Annotated in this window: 6 protein-coding genes; all 6 read right to left on the reverse strand. The window is 74.9% G+C overall.

Features of this window, described 5'->3' with window-relative positions; genetic code table 11:
• Window positions 1-57: 57 nt before the first annotated feature.
• Genes GA0070608_RS23675 through GA0070608_RS23700 form a run of 6 tightly spaced genes read right to left on the reverse strand, consistent with a single transcriptional unit; the run spans window position 58 to window position 14,343 of the window.
• A complete protein-coding gene (locus GA0070608_RS23675) occupies window positions 58-2,190 on the reverse strand; it encodes a non-ribosomal peptide synthetase (RefSeq protein WP_091630689.1) in 2,133 nt (710 codons plus the stop codon).
• Entirely contained in the window at window positions 2,187-5,063 is a 2,877-nt protein-coding gene (locus tag GA0070608_RS23680) for a type I polyketide synthase (protein ID WP_091630690.1), read from the reverse strand. Before GA0070608_RS23680 ends, GA0070608_RS23675 begins: the two co-directional genes overlap by 4 nt.
• On the reverse strand, window positions 5,060-8,563 hold the full coding sequence (locus GA0070608_RS23685; protein WP_091630691.1) for a non-ribosomal peptide synthetase: 3,504 nt from the start codon (window positions 8,561-8,563) through the stop codon (window positions 5,060-5,062). Before GA0070608_RS23685 ends, GA0070608_RS23680 begins: the two co-directional genes overlap by 4 nt.
• Window positions 8,563-8,859 (reverse strand): phosphopantetheine-binding protein, encoded by a 297-nt coding sequence (locus tag GA0070608_RS23690; protein WP_091630692.1) that lies wholly within the window; start codon window positions 8,857-8,859, stop codon window positions 8,563-8,565. The genes GA0070608_RS23685 and GA0070608_RS23690 overlap by 1 nt, the downstream gene beginning before the upstream one ends.
• Entirely contained in the window at window positions 8,859-11,126 is a 2,268-nt protein-coding gene (locus GA0070608_RS23695) for a beta-ketoacyl synthase N-terminal-like domain-containing protein (protein ID WP_091630693.1), read from the reverse strand. The genes GA0070608_RS23690 and GA0070608_RS23695 overlap by 1 nt, the downstream gene beginning before the upstream one ends.
• On the reverse strand, window positions 11,119-14,343 hold the full coding sequence (locus tag GA0070608_RS23700; protein WP_091630694.1) for a non-ribosomal peptide synthetase: 3,225 nt from the start codon (window positions 14,341-14,343) through the stop codon (window positions 11,119-11,121). The genes GA0070608_RS23695 and GA0070608_RS23700 overlap by 8 nt, the downstream gene beginning before the upstream one ends.
• Window positions 14,344-14,440: the final 97 nt, after the last annotated feature.

The following is a 14,440-nucleotide window of genomic DNA, read 5'->3' on the forward strand; positions in this document are numbered from 1 at the left end:
TCCCCTCGGGGGCGACAGCCGCATCGGGTGTCCCGGCGCCAGGTAACCGCCGCCCAGCTACGACGGACGGTATTGAACGGGCGGTGCCGGGCCCAGCGTTCTGTCGGAACCCCGGCTCCGGCCGGGCGCGGCGCTCGGGACGGTGTCGACGGGCGCCACCCGGCGGCGGATCCGGGCCGGCGGGGCGGGCAGTGCGCGCCGGTCGACCTTGCCGTTCGCGGTCGCGGGCAACTCCGGCAGGACCACGTACCGCAGCGGCACCATGTGCTCGGGCAACTGTCGTGCCATGAGGGCGCGCAGCGCGGGTTCGGCCACGGCCGCCGGGTCGGCGTCGCGTTCGGGCACCACGTACGCCACCAGGGTCGCCGCGGCGCCCAGGTCGTCGCGCAGCAGCACGACGCTGTTGGCGACGGGTGGGTGCCGGTTGAGCACCGACTCGATCTCACCGAGCTCCACCCGCTGCCCGCGGATCTTCACCTGCGTGTCGATGCGCCCGCCGTAGTGCAGGTGCCCGTCCGGCGACCACCAGGCCAGGTCGCCGGTGCGGTACACCCGCTGCCGCCATCCGGCGACGTCCACCTCGACGAACCGCTCCGCGGTCAGGTCGGGTCGTCCGGCGTACCCCCGGGCCAGGCAGTCCCCGCCGACGACCAGCTCCCCGGGCCGGCCCAGCGGGGCCAGTTCGCCGCGCTCGTCGAGGACGTACGCGGCGACGTTCGTGATCGGCCGGCCGATGGGTACGGTGTCGTCCGGTTCGGGCCGGCGGCACGGCCAGGCGGTGACGTCGATGGCGGCCTCGGTGGGCCCGTACAGGTTGTGCACCTCGACCTGCGGCAGGGCGGCGGTGAGCTTGTTGACCAGCTTCGGCGGCAGCGCCTCCCCGCTGCAGATCACCCGGCGCAGGCCGGTGCAGCGGCCCAGGCCGGCCTCCTCGACGAAGAGGGCGAGCATGGACGGCACGAAGTGCACCGTCGTCACCGACTCGCGGGCGATGACGTCGACCATCTCCTGCGGGTCGCGGTGCGCCTGCGCCTCGGCCGTGACCAGTGTCGCGCCGGTCATGAACGCCCACAGCAGCTCCCACACCGACACGTCGAAGGTGTACGGCGTCTTCAGCAGCACCACGTCGCCGGGACCGACGCGGTACGCGTCGCGCATCCACACCAGCCGGTTGGCCAACGACAGGTGCGTCATCTGCACGCCCTTGGGTGCCCCGGTGGAGCCGGAGGTGAAGATGACGTACGACAGCCCCCGCACCACCTCCTCGGGTGCCCGGTAGTCGCGCCAGTCGACCGGTGCGGCGGGCAGGTCACCGCCCGCCAGTGGCCGTACGGGCACGGACGGCGTGCCGCCGCAGCCCAACGCGGCCCGCCCCGCCTCGTCGGCGAGTACGAGCACAGCGTCGGCCGCGCCGAGCATGAGGTCCAGCCGCAGGCGCGGGTGGGACGGATCCAGCGGCAGGTACGCCCCGCCGGCCAGCAGGACGCCGAGCACCGCGACCACCATCTCGGGGCTCCGCTCGGCGCACAGCCCGACCACCGACCCGGGGCCCACGCCCTCGGCGCGCAGCCGCCCGGCCAACGCCGCCGCCTCGTCCAGGAGTTGGCGGTAGCTGCGGTCCCGTCCGCCGCCGCGCAGCGCCACGGCGTCGGGGGTGCGCTCCGCCTGGCGGCAGATCGTCTCGTGCACGGGCGTGCGCGGCGCGGGGGTCGGCGCGGGGTTGAAGCCGAGCAGTGTCCCGCGTTCGACCGGGCCGACCAGCGCGGCCTCCCGCACCGGCCGGTCCGGATGGGCGGTGAGCCAGGCGCACAGGGTGTCCAGGCGCTCCCGCAGGTACTCGGGATCGCCGTGGTAGCGGGCGAACCGGACCGGCACCCCGTCCAGGACCGCTGACGCCCCGTCGCCCGTCGTGGGCGCCGCCAGCACGACGTCCACGGATTCGCCCGACGCGGGCCTGTCCGGAGTGGGCCGGTCAGACCCTGGCCCGTCAGGCGCGAGGAGCACTACGGTGGGGTCCGGGTGCAGGCCGCGGGTCTGCTCGCGTACCTCGGTCATGGTGCTGTCCGGGGACACCCGCACCGGGAGGTCGCCGCGCGGGCCGCGCACGACGACGCAGGTCGCGGCCGACAGGCGGTGGCAGAGTACGGCGGCCACCGCCGCCACCAGGTCCAGACCGTCGTGGCCGGTCATGCCGTCACCAGCCCGGCCAGCGTGCGCGGCGTGGGATCGGCCGACAGCGTGTCCACCGGGATGCGCACCCCGAACCTGCGCTGCACCTGGGTGATCATGCGGATGAACAGCAGCGACTCACCGCCGAGGGTGAAGAAGTTCGCGTCCGGTCCGATCTCGGCAGAGCCGAGCATCCTGCCCCACAGCTCCATGATCTCCTTCACCACCTCGTTCTCGCCGTCGCCGGCGGGGGGCGGCGTCGGCTCCTGGGGGTCCGGGGCCGGGCGCGGCGGCGCGGCGTCGAGCCAGTGCCGGGTACGGGCGAACGGGTACGTGGGCAGCGCGACCCGCCGCGCCCCGCTCCCACCACGCACCGAGGCCCAGTCCACGGATGCTCCGGCGGTCCACAGCCCGCCGAGTCCGGCGAGCACGTCGCCGGCGTCCGCCCGCTGGGCCGGCCGGGGTTGCAGGGTGAATGCGGGCACCCGTCGCCCGCTCTGCCGGGCCAAGCCGGTCAGCGTGGTGCCCGGCCCGACCTCGACCAGGACCGGGTCGGGCAGGTCCAGCGCGGTCAGCAGCGCGTCGTGGTAGCGCACGGGGCTGCGCAACTGCGCGGCCCAGTAGCCCTCGGTGCGCGGCAGCCCCTTGCCGAGCAGCGTGCCGTCGACGCTGCTGACCACCGGGACCGTCCGGGGCCGCTGCGCGACGCGGTCGGCCTCGGCGGCGAGCAGCCGCGCCGCGTCGGCCATCATCCGCGAGTGGAAGGCGCGCCGCGCGGGCAACGCCCGGCACTGCACCCCGGCCGCGTCGAGGCGCTCCCGGAACACGGCTAGCTGCGCCACCGGCCCGGCCAACACCGTCAACTCGGGGGCGTTGCGCGCGGCCACGTCGAGGTCGTCCAGGCCCGCCAGCTGCTCCGTCAGGGCGGCCGGCGACGCGAGCACGGCCAGCATCCCGCCCTCGGGCGCGTCCTGCATCAGCCTGCCGCGGGTCGCGACCAGGCGCAGCATGTCGTCGGCGGCCATCTCACCGGCCAGCGCGGCGGCTGCGAACTCGCCGATCGAGTGGCCGACCATCGCGGCCGGGCGTACGCCCCACGACACCAGCAGCCTGCCGAGCGCGAGCTCGTGCAGCGCCAGTGCCGGCTGGGTGACGTCGGTGCGGTGCACGACCCCGTGCGGGTCGTCGTCGACCAGCGCGTCGCGCAGGTCCAGCCCCAGGACCGGGGCCAGCAGCCCCGCCCCGTGGTCGAGGTCCGCCCGGAAGGACGGGTAGCGGTCGTAGAGGCCCCGCGACATGGCGGGGAACTCCGCACCCTGCCCCGGGAACAGGAACACGACGCTCGGCCGGCGGGCGGCCTCGCGGACCGGCGCCCGGCGCAGCCGGACCAGCGCCGCGGGAACGTCGTGCGCGGCGACCGCGAGCCGGTGTGGGAAGTGCCTGCGGTACGTCTGCGACGTCAGCGCGACGTCGGCGACGGCCAGGTCGGGGCGCTGCCGCAGGTGCTCGCCCAGCTGTGCGGCAGCCTCGCGGACCGCCTCCGGGGCACGCCCGGACAGCACGATCAGCTCGGTGTGACCTTCGGCCGCGCCGGGATCGGGCTCAACCGGCCCGTCGGCCTCCTGGAGCACCACGTGGGCGTTGGTGCCGCCCAGACCGAAGGAGCTGACCGCCGCCCGGCGCGGCCCGTCGGCGTCCCACTGGCGGGCCACACTGTCCACGGTGAACGGGGTCGAGCCGTCGAGCAGCTCGGGCCGGGCCTGCTTGAGGCCGGCCAGTGGCGGGATCTGCCGGAAGTGCAGCGCCAGCGCGGCCTTGATCAGCCCGGTGACCCCGGCCGCCGCGTCGAGGTGGCCGACGTTGGCCTTGACCGAGCCGATCGAGCACGGCTGCTCGCCCCGACGGAACACCTCGGTCAGCGCCGACAGTTCGATCGCGTCGCCGACCTCGGTGGCGGTGCCGTGCGCCTCCAGGTAGCCGACGGTGGCGGGGTCGACGCCGGCGGAGGCGTACGCGCGGGTCAGCACGTCGACCTGCCCGGCGATGCCGGGCGCGGTGTAGCCGACCTTCATGCCGCCGTCGTTGTTCACCGCCGATCCCCTGATCAGGGCGTACACGGGGTCCCCGTCGCGGCGGGCGTCCTCGGCGCGCTTCAGCGCCACCATCGCGACACCGTTGCCGGGGACGGTTCCGGCGGCCGAGGCGTCGAAGGGCCGACACGCCCCGTCGGGCGACATGATGCCCTTCGTCTCGTAGAGGTAGCCGGCCTGTTGCGGCACGGCCACGCAGGCGCCGCCGGCGAGCGCGACGTCGGAGTCGCCGGTACGCAGGCTCTGGCAGGCCAGGTGCACCGCCACCAGCGAGGTCGAGCAGGCGGTCTGCACGGTGATCGCGGGACCGCCCAGGTCCAGCCGGTACGCGACCTTCGCGGCCAGGTGGTCCTTCTCGTTGCCCAGCACGACCGACAGCAGCCCCTGGGTCTCGACCAGGCCGGGCTGCGCGTACACGTGGTTGAGCGCGTAGTAGTTGAACCCGGCGCCGGCGAACACGCCGACCCGGCCGAAGGGCTGCCCGGTGGCCAGCCCGGCGGACTCCAGGGTGGCCCACGCCGTCTGCATCAGCAGCCGGTGCTGCGGGTCCATGGTCTCGGCCTCCCGCGGCGTGATGCCGAAGAAGGCGGCGTCGAACAGGTCCGGGTCGGCCAGCACACCGCGCGCCGGCACGTACGCGGGGTCGTCGAGCCGGTCCGCGGGCACGCCCGCGGCCAGCAGTTCGCCGCGGGTCAGCTCGCTGATCGTGATCTTCCCGGCGACCACGTTGGACCAGTACTCCCAGACGTCGGCGGCGCCCGGGAACCGGCCCGCCATGCCTACGATCGCGATGTCGCCGTTCATGAGGATGCGCCTGCTCCTTCGGTCTGGGTGTGCAGATGCCTGGCCAGCGTCTGGACGGTGGGGAAGCGGTAGAGGTCGGTCAGCGGGATGGTCCGGCCGGCCAGCCGCTCCTGGAGCAGCCGGCGCACGATCGCCAGCCGCAGCGACTCCCCGCCCACGTCGAAGAACGCCTCGTCGACGTCGAAGTCGTCGGTGCCGAGCGCCTCCACCCAGGCCCCCGTCACCAGCTCCTCGAACTCGACCAGCGACGCCGAGCGCTGGGCGGGGATCCGCGCCGACCGTCCCACCACCGCGTCGGCCGGCGTCGCGTCGGCCACCGCGGCGTCGGCGACCACCGCGTCGGCCGGCGGTACCCCGACCGACGTCGCGTCGGCCGGCTGCGGCACGCCGGCCAGCGCGCCCAGGGCCCGCAGGTCGACCTTGCCGTTGCGGTCGAGCGGGAACTCGGCCACCGTCACCCACTGCTGCGGCCGGGCGTAGGGGGCCAGCTCTGCCTCCACCGCCCGGCGTACGCCGGCCACGTCCAGGCCGCCGGGTCCGGGCTTGAGCGCGGCACACAGGCGTACGCCCGTCACCGGGTCGCCGGTGGTGAACACCACCGCGTCGCGCACCCCCGGCTGCGCCCGCAGCCTGCGCTCGACGTCGACCAGCTCGACCCGGTGCCCGGCGATCTTCACCTGACGGTCGTTGCGGCCCAGGAAACGCAGCTGCCCGTCCGCGCCCCAGCGCACCAGGTCCCCGGTGCGGTACAGGCGCACGCCGGGGTCGTCGTGCCGGACGAACGACGCGTCGGTGCGTACGGGGTCGTTGAGGTAGCCGTCGGCGAGCCCGGTGCCCGCCGTGCACAGCTCGCCGACCGCACCCGGCGGGACGGGACGCCCCGACGGATCGACGACGTACAGGTCGGTGCCGTGCACCGGCGTGCCGATCGGCAGCGGGTCCGGCGTCGCGTCGGCGTGGTCGACCGGGTACGTCGTGGTGAACGTGGTGTTCTCGGTGGGGCCGTAGGCGTTGGTGACGCGCAGCCCCGGGCAGGCCCGCAGCACCCGGCGCACGTGCGCCGGGGAGACCACGCCGCCGCCGGTGAACAGCTGCCGCAGCCCGGCGAACGCGTCCGGGCGGTGGTCGGCGACCAGGTGGAACACGCCCGAGGTGAGCCAGGCGTGGGTGATCCCGGCGGTGCGCAGGAACTCGGCCAGGCCGCTCGGTGTCGGTTCCCCGGGCGGGAACACCACCACCGTGTCGCCGTTGGCCAGCGGCACCAGCAGCTCCAACGTGGACGCGTCGAACGCCAGCGGGGACAGCCGTGTGATCCGCATGCCCGCCGGGTCGGCGAACAGGTCGGGATCGTCGGCCAGCCGCAGCACCGCCCGGTGCGGCACCACCACGCCCTTGGGCACCCCGGTGGAGCCCGACGTGAACGAGACGTACGCGGTCCGCGCCGGGTCGGTCGGGGCCGCCCCGACCGGGCGGTCGCCGCCGGTCTGCCCGGCCGGCGCCGGAACGCCCGGGCAGGCCAGGGCGCAGTCGGCGGCGCCCGACCACTCCGGGCCGGGCGCGTCCGCGCCGAGTCGGGCCCGTGGCGCGACGGCGGCGGCGAGGTGTGCCCGCCACTCGCCGGTGGCGTGCTGGTCGACCGCGACGTAGTACGCGCCCAGCCGCAGCACGCCCAGCACCGCCACCGCCTCGGCGGCCGAGCGTGGCAGCTCCAGGATCACCGCGTCGCCGGCGCGCACGCCGCACGCGTGCAGCAGCCCCGCCTGCGCGACCGCGTGCCCGTGCAGCTCACGGTAGGTCAGCGTGCGCCCGGTGTGCGTGTCGACCAGCGCGATCCGCTCGCCCGCGGACTCCGCGTGCGCCGCGAACCGGCTCCACACGTCGTCGGCCGTGTCGTGCGACCCGCCCGCGCCCAGCTCCCGCAGCCGGGCGTGCTGCCCCGCCGAGAGGGTCGTGACGTCGCGCAGGGCGGCGCCCGGAGCGGCGGCCAGCTCCCGCAGCGCGGCCCGGAACGACTCGGCCAGTTCCCCGGCGTCGGCGGCGGTGAGCGCCGAGGTCGCGTACTCCAGGGCGAAGCGCGGCCGGTCCGACCACGACTGTAGGTAGAGCAGCGCGTCGAACACCGCGCCGTGACAGTGGCCCTCGTGCACCCGCCAGCCGCGCCCGCCGACGACCAGCTCGTCGGGCACCAGCTCGTGGTGGGCGGCGAAGCCGAACTGTGCCAGCGGGTTGCGGCCGGGGTCGGTGGCGACACCGAGCCCCGAGACGACCCGCTCGAACGGCACGTCGGCGTCGGCGGCGGCTTCGGCCAGCGACGCGGCGACACCGCGTACGTAGTCCCGCGCGCTGACGTCGTCAGCGGTCGCGCAGCGCACCGGTACGACCCGGGTGCACAGACCCACGATGTCGGCCATGTCCGCCTCGAACCGGCCCGCCGCCGGCACTCCGAGCACCAGGTCGGTCAGGCCCGCCCGGCGGGACGCGGCCAACGCCCACGCCGCCATGGCCACCGACGTCACCGTCACCCGGCAGTGCCGGGCCAGCTCGGTCGCGGCCCGCGTCGTCGCCGCGTCGAGGTGGAAGTGCAGGCGCTCGCCCCGACCGTCGGCCTCGACGACCGGTGGGAGGTCGGTGGGCAGCGCCACCGTCGACGGCGCGCCGTCCAGCCGGGCCGCGATCCGGGTCAGCGCGTCGTCCAGCGCCCCGGACGCCTCCCGCGCGGCCAGCCGCGAGCCGACCCAGTCCGGTGACGGCGCCGCACCCGCCGGACCGGCACCGGCGTAGAACTCGGCGAACTCGCGCCACAGCACCCCGATGCTCCAGCCGTCGCTGATCGTGTGGTGCACCAGCATGGTCAGCAGGTCGCGGCGCCCGGCGCGGGTCAGCACGAAGACGACCGGCGGCTGTTCGAAGGGGCGCAGCAACCGCGCGGCCGAGCGGCCGTACAGGTCGTGCACGGCGCGTACCGGGTCGTCGTCGGGCAGCGTCTGGTGCAGCAGCCGCGGCTCGTACGGCGCGGGCAGCACGATTCGGGCCTGGCGCGGATCGCGGACGAAGCGGGTGCGCAGCGTCTCGTGCCGGGTCGCCAGCTCCCGCAGCGCCGACCGGGTCCGGGCCGCGTCGAGCGGCCCGTCCGCCTCCAGCGTGAACATCAGGTGGTACGGCGCGTCCCGGTCCAGCAGGTGCGCGGCCAGCATGGACCGCTGGCCGGGCAGCAGCTCCAGCTCGGTGGGCCGCCGCGCGGCCACCGGCGGCGCGGTGTCCACGTGCTCCACCGCGCCGGCCAGCGCATGCGCCAGTGGCAGCGCCGACAGCAGCCGGGCGCTGTCCACGTGCGCCCGCAGCTCACGCTGGCCCAGCGAGACCAGGGCGATGGCCTGTAGCGAGGTGCCGCCCAGCGCGACGAACGACTCGGTGCCCGCCGACTCCCGCAGCTGTCCGGGCGGGAGACCGAGCACCCGCGCGGCGAGCGGCGTCCAGTCGGTGAGGTCGGGGGCGGCCATCAGACGGTCTCCGCCACCGGCTCGGCCAGCGGCACCTGACCCGCGACGTCCCGGTCCAGCGGCACCTGACCCGCGACGTCGCGCAGGTCGGCGAAACGGGGGTTCTCCAGCACGTGGCCGAACATCACCGCGAGGTTGAGCTCCTGACGGATCAGGGTGCTCAGCCGCAGCGCGCTGAGCGAGTGGCCGCCGAGGTCGAAGAAGTCGTCGTCGTCATCGACCGTGTCGACGCCGAGCACCTCCATCCACAGCTGCTCGAACTCGCCCACCCAGGTCCGGTCGTCTACGTCGCGCATCAGTGGTGCCTTCCTGTTTCCAGTCGGGTCGCGGGGGCGTCCAGGTAGTGCCGGGTAGCCGCGAAGGGGTAGGTGGGGGCGGGCAGTCGGCGCCGGCCGGTGTCGTGCCCGGGGTCCCAGGCGCCGGCGACACCCAGCTGCCACAGCGCGCCGACGGTGGCCAGCAGCCGAGCGTGCCGGTCGGTGGGCAGCGCGGGCTGCTCCGGGCCCAGGTGTGCGGTGACGCTCGTGCCGACCTCGATCCAGAGCACCTGGTCGAGGTCGGGCGGCGTTGCCGGTCCGGCCGGTCCGGCCGCCTGCGCCCGCCAGTACGCGAGCGCAGCGTGGCCGGTCGGTGGCGCTCCGCCCGGCACGTGGACGGGCAGTTCGGCCGGACCGAGGTGGATGCCGGCACCGTCTGCGCCGCAGACCAGCTCCACCGCGTCCGCGACGGACATGATCCCGGCCACCACCGCGCAGGCCACCGCGCCGATGCCGGCGCCGGCCACGGCACGCGGGGCCACGCCCCGGCTGCGCAGCGACCTGGCCAGGCCGACGCAGGCCAGCAACCGGGTGCAGCACTCCCGTACGGTCTCGTCGAGGTCGCGACCGCGCAGCAGCGCCACACCCTCGTCGACGACCCGGCGGTACACCGGGTCGGCGTCGTAGTTGGGCCGGTTGCCGGTCAGCTCGCCGGCCCCGGTGAGGTGTAGCGCGACACCGCGCGCCCGCGCCTTCGCGTCGACCTGCCGGAGCGTCGGCGGCGAACCGTGCGCTCCGGTCAGGAACGCCGCCCGCCACGGCAGCTCCGCCCGGCCGGTCCGCAGCGTGTACGCGAGATCGGCCAGCTCGCCGGGCGCGGTGCCCGCCACGCAGCCGGCGACCCGGTCCAGGCTGGCCTGCGCCACGACGGCGGTCTTGGCGGAGACCAGGACCAGTTCGGTGACGTGGCGGCGCGGCCGGGGCCGGGCGGGCGGGGCCTCCTCCAGCACGACGTGCGCGTTGGTGCCGCCGATGCCGAAGGCGCTCACCCCGGCCCGGCGTACGCCGTCGATCGGCTGCCAGGGCCGGGCCGCTGTCGGCAGTTCGAACACCGAACCGTCCAGCCGGACCGCCGGGTTGGGCGTGGCGAGGTGGGCGATCGGCGGGATCACCCGGTGCTTCAGCGCCAGCACGGTCTTGATCAGGCCGATCACCCCGGCGGCGGTGTCCAGGTGCCCGACGACCGACTTGGTCGCGCCGAGCGCGCAGGGCGCCCGGTCGGGCCGGTCGCTGTCGAAGACCTGCCGCAGCGCCGCCACCTCGATCGGGTCGCCGAGCGCGGTGCCGGTGCCGTGGGTCTCGACCAGGCCGACGGTGTCCGGGTCGACGTCGGCCACGCTCAGCGCCGCCGAGATCACGTCGGCCTGGCCGGTGGGCCCGGGCGCGGTGAAGCCCGCCTTGCGGGCGCCGTCGTTGTTGACCGCCGAGCCGCGGATCACGGCGTGCACGGTGTCACCGTCGCGCAGCGCGTCGTCGAGTCGCTTGAGCACCACCACGCCGGCTCCGTCGCCGGGCACGGTGCCGTCGGCCGCGGCGTCGAAGGCCCGGCACCGGCCGTCGGCGGAGAAGATCCCGCCGGGCTCGTGCAGGTGCCCGCGCCGCGTCGGCGGGGCCACCGTGGCGCCCCCGGCCAGCGCCACGTCGGCGTCGTACGTCAGCAGCGCCTGCGTCGCCTGGTGCACCGCCACCAGCGATGTGGAGCAGGCGGTCTGCAGCGTCAGCGCCGGGCCCTGGAGGTTCAGCTTGTACGCGATCCGGGTGCCCGCGAAGTCCTTGTCGCTGCCGATGATCAGCCCCAGCCCGCCGGCCGCCTCGACCGCACGTTCGTCGGGCCACACGTTGTCGAGCAGGTAGACGTTCAGGCCGGTGCCGACGTACACCCCGATCCGGTTGCCGTCGGCGGCGACCGGCGGCTGCCCGGCGTGCTCCAGCGCGGCCCAGGCGCACTCCAGCAGGATCCGCTGCTGCGGGTCCATCAGTGCGCTGTCCGACGGCGAGTAGCTGAACAGCCGGTGGTCGAAGCAGTCCGCGTCGCGCAGCACCGCCCGGGCGGGTACGAACTCGGGCCGCTCCACCATGTCCTTGGGCACGCCCCAGCCGAGGAGTTGCTCGCGGGTGAAGAAGGTGACCGCGTCGATCCCGTGGATCACGTGGTGCCAGAACAGGTCCAGGTCACGTTCGGCGCCGGGGACCCGGACGGCCATCCCGACCACGGCCACCGCCGCGCTGTCGTCGGGCTCAGCCACGACGGCCTCCGGTGCTCCGGCGCCGGTCGGCGAGCAGGGCTCGACCCCGGTGGCGCTGCGCCACCCGCGCGTCGGCGACCACCGGGGCCGCCTGCCGCAGGTGCGCCGCGCAGCCGGCGACCGTGCCGGCGCGGAACAGGTCCGTCACGGAGACGTCCAGGCCCTCGTCGGAGAGCCGCTGCTGGAGCGCGATCAGCGCGAAGCTGTGCCCGCCCAGGTCGAAGAAGTTGTCGTGCAGCCCGACGTCGACCCGGTCGAGCACCTCGCTCCAGCAGGCCCGGACGCGTTCCTCCAGCCCGGTGCCGGCGGTGAGCCCGCGCTGCGCAGGCGCGGCGGCGGTGCGCGCGGCCCGGCTGTCGGCCAGCAGGCGGGCGGTGTCCAGCTTGCCGTGCGCGGTGAGCGGGATCGCCGCGACGGTCAGGATCCGCGACGGCACCATGTACGCCGGCAGCGTCGCCCGCACATGGCTGCGCAGCTCGCGTTCGGCGTCCGGGCCGAGCTCGCCGACGACGAAGGCGGCCAGCTCGTCGTTCTCCGCCGCGACGGCGCACGAGCGCACCGCGGGATGGGTCAGGAACGCGCCCTCGACCTCGGCCAGCTCGACGCGGTAGCCGCGCAACTGCACCTGGGTGTCGTTGCGGCCGAGGTACACCAGGTTCCCGTCGAGGCCCCACCTGACCACGTCACCGGTCCGGTACATCACGCCCCCGCCGTACGGGTCGGGCAGGAATCGCGCCTGAGTCAGTTCCGGGTTGTCCACGTAGCCGTGCGCGACGAGCACGCCGCCGCAGTACAGCTCGCCGGGCACGTTGCGGCCGGTCGGGCGCAGGTCGTCGTCGAGGACGTAGCAGCGCCCCGACGGCAGCGGCACCCCGATGGTGCCCTCCCTGATCCGAGGCAGGTCCGCGGTGGGGGCCTCGAAGATCGTGACGTGGATGGTGCCCTCGGTGATGCCGTACATGTTGACGAACACCGTGCGCAGGCCCGGCGCGTCGGCGACCAGCGACGCGACCCGGGACCAGCTCAACGCCTCGCCGCCGAGGACGACGTAGCGGATGGTGGAGACCTCGTCCGCGCCCAGCAGCCGCAGGTAGGGGGGTAGCAGCCGGTAGAGCGCGCCAGGCGTCTGGAACACCACCGTGATGCCCTCGCGGTGCACCAGCGCGGCCAGCCGCTGTCGGTCCATCAGGTCGGCCTGGTCGGCGACGACCAGCCGGCCGCCGGTGCTCAGCGCGCCCCACATCTCCCACACCGAGGCGTCGAACGAGAACGAGCTGGCGGCCAGCCACACGTCGTCGGCGGTGATGTCCAGGCCGGCCGGGGTCGGGTCGTTCAGCGCGTCCAGGCCGCCGTGCCCGACCATGACGCCCTTGGGCGTCCCGGTGGAGCCGGAGGTGTAGATGACGTACGCCTGGTCGTCCGGCCCGGGGAACGTCCGGGCGACCGCAGACACCCCGTCGAGGCTGTGCGCGTCGGCCAGCCGGATGTCGCGGCCCCGCGCCAGCGCACCGGCCACGTCGGCGGTGCCGGCCTCCACCAGCATGAACGGCATGCCGGCGTTGGCCGTGATCAGTTCCAGGCGCTGCTGCGGGTACTCGGGGTCCAGCGGCACGTAGACGCCGCCGAGCTTCCACACGCCCAGGATGGCCGCGACGATCGCGGGGGAGCGGCGCAGCAGCAGTCCGACCCGGTCGCCGCGTCGCACCCCCCGGTCGGCCAGGCCCGCCGCGATCCGCCCGGCCCACCGGTCCAGCTCGGCGTAGGTGACCTCGACGTCCCGGTGGCGTACGGCCACCGCGTCGGGGGTGCGCGTCACGTGCTCGGCGAACCGGCGCAGCACCGACGGGTGCTCGACCGGCTGCTCCGCGACCGGCGGGTTCACCCCCTCGGTCAGCAGCAGCCGCTCGGCTGCGTCCACCATGCACGGCTCGGCGTCCGGCCCGTCGACGACCGACCGAAGGAAGGTCAGGTAGTGCGTGAGCAGCGTCGCGACGGTCTCCCGGGCGAACAGCTCGGTGCTGTACTCGGCCCGCAGGAACGGCGTGGGTGTGGACACGTCGAGGGTCAGGCCCAGGTCGAACTTGGTGACGTCGATCTCGACGTCGACCTCGGTCAGCGTCACCCCGTCGAACTCGGGAAACGCGAACGGGAAGTTCTGCACCGTCAGGGAGGTCTGGAACAGGGGCGCGTGGCTGAGCTGCCGTTCCCCCACGGTGGCCCGCACGATCTGCTCGAACGGCACGTCCTGGTTGGCGAACGCGGCCATGCTGGCCCGGCGGGCCCGCTCGACCAGCTCGGCGAAGCCGGGTCGGCCGGACACGTCGAGCCGGATCGGCAGGGTGTTGACCAGGCAGCCGACGACGCGCTCCTCGGCCTCGTCCATCCGGTTGGCCACCGGCACCCCGATCACCACCTCGTCCTGGCGCGCGTAGCGCGACAGCACCGAGGCGTACGCGGCCAGCGTCACCGCGAACAGCGTCGTGCCCCGTGCCCTGGCCCACCCGGTGAGCCGCTCGACCAGTCGCGGCTCGACGGGGTGGCGCAGCACCGCACCGTCGGCGCTGAGCACGCTCGGCCGGGGAAAGTCGGTGGGCAGCGCGAGCTGCGGGACGTCCCGCAGCTCGGCGCGCCAGAAGTCCAGCCCGGAGCTGTCGCGCTCCCAGGAGTCGCGTTGCCGCCGTGCGTACGCCAGGTACGACTCCGCCGGTTCGGCGTACGCGGCGTCTGATCCGGACACTGCCGCGTGGTACTCGGCGGCGAGGTCCCGCAGCAGCAGGCCTACCGACCAGCCGTCGCAGGCGATGTGGTGCACCAGCACCGCGAGGGTGTGCTCGTCCGGGCCCCAGGAACGCAGGGCGGCGCGCAGCACCGGCCCGTCGCCGAGCTCGAACGGGCGTCGGGCCTGCTCGGCGACCTGGGTGTGCAGGAAGGCGTCCTGGGTGTCCCGGTCGGCCCACGGGCCCGTCCGGACGTCGATGTCAGCGTGCGGGGTGGGCGACACCCGCTGGGTGAGCACGCCGTCGACCAGCGTGAACGTGGTGCGCAGCGCGTCGTGCCGGGCGACCACGCGGATCAGCGCCGTGCGCAGCGCCTCGGGCCGCAACGCGCCGTGCAGGTGGACCGCGAAGGCCACCACGTACGCCGGGTTGCCGGGCTGGAGCTGGTTGAGGAAATAGAGTCTTTCCTGAGCGAAGGAAGCACGACCGGTACGAACCATGGATCGATCGTGCGCCGCGGAACGTCCCGCCCGGCAGAGCGTCCTTACCCGCCCCCGCAGGGAAAACCTCCCGGTCGGGTGCCGGACACCGCGATGC

Origin of the sequence: Micromonospora peucetia, from assembly GCF_900091625.1 — a bacterium.
In the GTDB taxonomy this organism is placed as follows: domain Bacteria; phylum Actinomycetota; class Actinomycetes; order Mycobacteriales; family Micromonosporaceae; genus Micromonospora; species Micromonospora peucetia.

Coding starts and splice junctions, on each gene's coding strand:
- GA0070608_RS23675 (WP_091630689.1), bottom strand. CDS start 2,190: ATGACCGGCCACGACGGTCTGGACCTGGTGGCGGCGGTGGCCGCCGTA.
- GA0070608_RS23690 (WP_091630692.1), bottom strand. CDS start 8,859: ATGCGCGACGTAGACGACCGGACCTGGGTGGGCGAGTTCGAGCAGCTG.
- GA0070608_RS23700 (WP_091630694.1), bottom strand. CDS start 14,343: ATGGTTCGTACCGGTCGTGCTTCCTTCGCTCAGGAAAGACTCTATTTC.
- GA0070608_RS23680 (WP_091630690.1), bottom strand. CDS start 5,063: ATGAACGGCGACATCGCGATCGTAGGCATGGCGGGCCGGTTCCCGGGC.
- GA0070608_RS23685 (WP_091630691.1), bottom strand. CDS start 8,563: ATGGCCGCCCCCGACCTCACCGACTGGACGCCGCTCGCCGCGCGGGTG.